Annotated in this window: 4 protein-coding genes; 3 read left to right on the forward strand and 1 reads right to left on the reverse strand. The window is 62.5% G+C overall.

Annotated features, from left to right (window positions below; all coding sequences use genetic code 11):
* The first annotated feature begins 327 nt into the window (after positions 1 to 327).
* Positions 328 to 1,782 carry an NCS1 family nucleobase:cation symporter-1 gene (locus tag ACE04F_RS12200; protein ID WP_486106981.1) on the forward strand — a complete coding sequence of 485 codons (1,455 nt, stop codon included), beginning with the start codon at positions 328 to 330 and terminating at the stop codon, positions 1,780 to 1,782.
* Here ACE04F_RS12200 and ACE04F_RS12205 read toward each other — a convergent pair whose 3' ends face one another.
* Complete coding sequence (locus tag ACE04F_RS12205) at positions 1,783 to 2,955, reverse strand: YbfB/YjiJ family MFS transporter (protein WP_486106983.1); 1,173 nt, start codon at positions 2,953 to 2,955, stop codon at positions 1,783 to 1,785.
* Between the two features lie 103 nt (positions 2,956 to 3,058).
* Between ACE04F_RS12205 and ptrR the strand changes: the two genes are divergently transcribed.
* Together ptrR and ACE04F_RS12215 are read left to right on the forward strand one after the other, a co-directional pair.
* On the forward strand, positions 3,059 to 3,952 hold the full coding sequence (gene ptrR, locus ACE04F_RS12210; protein ID WP_486106985.1) for a putrescine utilization regulator PtrR: 894 nt from the start codon (positions 3,059 to 3,061) through the stop codon (positions 3,950 to 3,952).
* A 139-nt stretch (positions 3,953 to 4,091) separates the two neighbouring features.
* On the forward strand, positions 4,092 to 4,220 hold the full coding sequence (locus tag ACE04F_RS12215; RefSeq protein WP_256222727.1) for a PA1414 family protein: 129 nt from the start codon (positions 4,092 to 4,094) through the stop codon (positions 4,218 to 4,220).
* The last annotated feature ends 33 nt before the right edge of the window (positions 4,221 to 4,253 follow it).

A 4,253-nucleotide genomic window follows, 5' to 3' on the forward strand; every position in this document is an offset into this window, starting at 1 on the left:
GGCCCCCGGCGTCCTTCCTGAGCCACCGTGGCGATAAAGACATTTTTTGGGGCTGCTTCGCACCCCAGCGGGCGCCCCCCCCCCCCCCACGGTGAGCTTCGCTGTATACAACATTTTGCACCCTAAGCATGCACCCGCGCCCCGTTCGTGGGCGTTCGACTGTGCTCATTCATCTATTACCTGCGCTGACAAGCGCGGTTTGTCTCGTATTCGCCATCCATGGCACGCATTCTGCGTAGCAACCCGTATACAAACCACGCCGGCTCCCGTGCGCAGTGTGGTGGACAATCAATTCGGGGGCACGGCGGTACTCAAAGGAGCCCCGCAATGTCCGAGCAATTGCCCAACGGCTACAGCCCCCGTCTCTATAACGAAGATCTGGGACCGCTGCCGCAGAAATGGAATTGGTACAACATCTTCGCGTTCTGGATGAGTGATGTGCACAGCGTCGGCGGCTATGTGTTTGCCGCCAGCCTGTTCGCTCTGGGTCTGGCGAGTTGGCAGGTGCTGATCGCGCTGCTCGGCGGGATTTGTATTGTGCAGTTGATTGCCAATCTGGTCGCCAAGCCGAGCCAACAGGCGGCGGTGCCTTATCCGGTCATTTGCAGGCTTGCATTTGGCGTGTTCGGGGCGAATATCCCGGCGGTCATCCGTGGGCTGATCGCGGTGGCCTGGTATGGAATACAGACCTATCTGGCATCCAGCGCGCTGATCATCGTGGTGCTGCGGTTCTTTCCGTCGATGGAAGCCTACGCAACGCCGCATTTTGCCGGTTTGTCCTACCTGGGCTGGTTCGGTTTCCTCGGGTTGTGGTTTGTCCAGGCGCTGGTGTTCTGGACGGGCATGGAGTCGATTCGTCGTTTTATCGACTGGGCCGGGCCGGTGGTGTATGCGGTGATGTTCCTGTTGGCGGGCTGGATCGTCTGGAAGGCCGGTTGGAGCAACATCAGCTTTACCCTGGCGGAGAAATCCCTGTCTGGCTGGCAGGCGTTCGGCCAGGTGATCGTGGCTACGGCTCTGGTGGTCTCGTATTTTTCCGGCCCGACCCTCAATTTCGGTGATTTCAGCCGGTACTGCCGGAGCATGTCTGACGTGCGACGGGGCAATTTCTGGGGGCTGCCGGTAAATTTCCTGGCCTTCTCGCTGGTCACCGTGGTGATTGTGTCCGGGACGTTGCCAGTGTTCGGCGAAATGCTCCACGACCCGATCGCCACCGTGGCGCGCATCGACAACGACGTAGCGGTGTTGCTGGGGGCTTTTGCCTTTGTGACCGCGACTATCGGCATCAATATTGTCGCCAACTTCGTGTCCCCGGCCTTCGACTTCGCCAACGTGGCACCGAGCAAGATCAGCTGGCGCGCCGGCGGCATGATCGCGGCGGTGGCCTCGATCTTCATCACGCCGTGGAACCTGTTCAACAACCCTGAAGTGATCCACTACACCCTGGACGTTCTGGCGGCGTTTATCGGCCCGCTGTTCGGCATCCTGCTGGTGGATTACTACCTGATCAAAAAGCAACAGATCGACGTCGATGCGCTGTTCAATGATGGGCCGAGCGGGCGGTATTACTACAGCGGCGGCATCAACTGGACGGCGGTCAAGGCGTTGATTCCGGCGACGCTGATGGGCGTGGCGATTACCTTCACACCGCTGCTGCAACCGATGGCCAACTTTGCCTGGTTCACCGGTTGTTTCCTCGGCGGGGTGCTGTATTTCGCCCTCGCGAGACGTGAGCCAGCGGCACAGCTTGATACGTCGCTCAGCCCGGCCGGCCAGGCCTGATCAGCGCAAGACGGTCTGCGCGCAGGGGCTCGTCGCGCCACGTCTGGCGGGCCGCAGCAACAGTCCGCCGGCCAACAGCAGCCCGCTGCCGGCGACGATCAGTGCCGGTTGCAGGCCACCACTGAAATGGCTGCTCAGCGCCGCCAGCAGGGGGCCGCTGAGCTGGCCGATGGCAAAACACGCGGTCAGCAGGCCGATGTTGCGCTGGGTCGCGTGGGGGGCCAATTCCCGGGCACGCATCACCATCAGTTGCATGCAGGCGAGAAACGGCGCGCCACACAGAAACACGCCCAGGGCCAGGCCCGTGCCACTGCCCAGCAGACAGGCAAACACACCAGTGGCTTGCAGCCACAACGTCGCCATCAGCCAGCGACTGGTGGTGTTCGGGTTCGGCCGGCGCAGGCTCACCAGCAGCACACCGGTGGCGGCGGCCAAACCGAAGCAGGGCCAGAACAGGTCCGCCTGCCATTGCCCGTGAAATTGCGCCGAAGCCATCTGCGACAGAAACGTGGCTGGAATGATGTAGCCCACGCCATACAAGGCGTAGACCACGCAGAGACGGGCGATGCCGCTACTGCCGGAAGTGACGACTGGCGCTGCGAGGGTGGCCGCCGGCGCGGGTTTCGGCAGGGCCGGCAGGATGACCAGCAACATCAGCAGCGCCGCGCCGGCGTACACCAGCCACAAGGTGGCGGATGTCTGGCCCAACAGGTTCGAGCCAAGGGCCAGCAAGCCTGTAAGAAATATCCCCATGCCCGGCCCGGCAAATACCAATGCGCCCAACCGGGGGCGTCCCGCTGCCGCCGCCAGGGGTTGGCTCAACGCGGTGATCATCACCATCACCCAGGCGCTCGCCACGCCGGTGCCGAAGCGCAGCGCCAGGTGCGGCCAGAAGCCCCAGGCCCAGAACGACGCCAGCGTCAGCAGCACGCATAACCACAGGCCGCCCAACAGCCGTCGCTGCACCTGTTCGGCGCGCCGGGCGAACATGGCGTCCAGCGCGCCGAGGAAGTAACCCAGGTAGTTGGCGGCGGCAATCAGACCGGCGGCGGTCAAGTCCACCTGACCTTCGCCGATCAAGTGAGGTAACTGCGGTGTAAGGGCGAAGCGGCCGATGCCCATGGCCATCATCAAGGCAATGAAGCTGGCGAGCAGGCGAATCAAGGGCGACATGGTCGATCTCCGGCGTCGAGGTGATTGACCGTCAGGCTAGAACCGATTGACTTTCATTAAAAATGAATAATAGTGAGTAACTTGTTCTTTTTTGGAGAAGGTCGTGGAGTTCAGCCAGTTACGGATTTTCCAGGCCGTGGCCGAGGAAGGTTCCATCACCCGGGCGGCCGAGCGCTTGCACCGGGTGCCATCGAACCTCTCGACCCGGCTCAAGCAGCTCGAAGAGCAGCTGGGCGTGGATCTTTTCCTGCGCGAGCGTCAGCGTTTGCAGTTGTCGCCCGCGGGAAAAGTCCTGTTGGACTATGCGACCAAGCTGTTCGCCCTGCATGACGAAGCCCACGCGGCGGTGCAGGGCGGCCAGCCGGCCGGGGATTTTGTGTTGGGCACGATGTACAGCACGGCGGCGACCCATTTGCCGGACTTGCTGGCGGCTTATCACCGGGCCTACCCGGCGGTGAACCTGCAGGTGCAATCGGGGCCGAGTGGAGAATTGCTCGAAGGCCTGCTCACCAATCGCCTCGATGCGGCGCTGGTGGACGGTCCGCTGGAGCTTGCCGGGCTGGATGGCGTGCCGTTGTGCGACGAGCGGCTGGTGCTGATTACCGAGGCCGACCATCCACCGGTGCGCAGCGCGCTGGACGTGCAGGGCCGTGCGGTATTCACCTTCCGGCGTGGCTGTTCCTACCGGATGCGCTTGGAAGCCTGGTTCGCCCATGATCATGCGACCATGGGCCGGGCGATGGAAATCGAGTCGTACCAGGGGATGCTGGCCTGTGTGATTGCCGGCTCCGGAGTGGCGCTGATGTCCGAGTCGATGCTCGCCAGCCTGCCGGGTCGAGAACGAGTAAGTGTGCATGCGTTGGCCGTGCCGTTTGCCAGCGCGACGACCTGGTTGATGTGGCGCAAAGGCATGGTCGGCGCCAACCTGAACGCCTGGATCGAGTTGCAGCAACAAGCGTGGCCGCGGGCGCCAATGATCACGGCGCAATCGGCTTGAACTCCCAACGGGGGATTTGGATCAATTCAGTAACAGATCATTGCAATCTGTAACGAGCATTGCGTAGGACTTCGGACTATTATCAGTGCGAAGGGGCCACAGAAATCTGCCGCTCGCACCACCCTGAGGGGGCACCACGATGAAAGAGAAAATCCAGAACTGGCTTCACGACTTGGGTGTCGCGCTCGGCCTGATCGAACCGCCCATGCAGCCGATCCCGATCCGCACCGACGACGAGCAACGCCGCCGCCAGCCGCGCCGCCGGTAAACGCACTTTTTTGGAGAGATCGCCGTCTCGGCC

Source organism: Pseudomonas sp. AGC41 (assembly GCF_057334555.1).

Coding starts and splice junctions, on each gene's coding strand:
- ACE04F_RS12200 (WP_486106981.1), top strand. CDS start 328: ATGTCCGAGCAATTGCCCAACGGCTACAGCCCCCGTCTCTATAACGAA.
- ACE04F_RS12205 (WP_486106983.1), bottom strand. CDS start 2,955: ATGTCGCCCTTGATTCGCCTGCTCGCCAGCTTCATTGCCTTGATGATG.
- ACE04F_RS12215 (WP_256222727.1), top strand. CDS start 4,092: ATGAAAGAGAAAATCCAGAACTGGCTTCACGACTTGGGTGTCGCGCTC.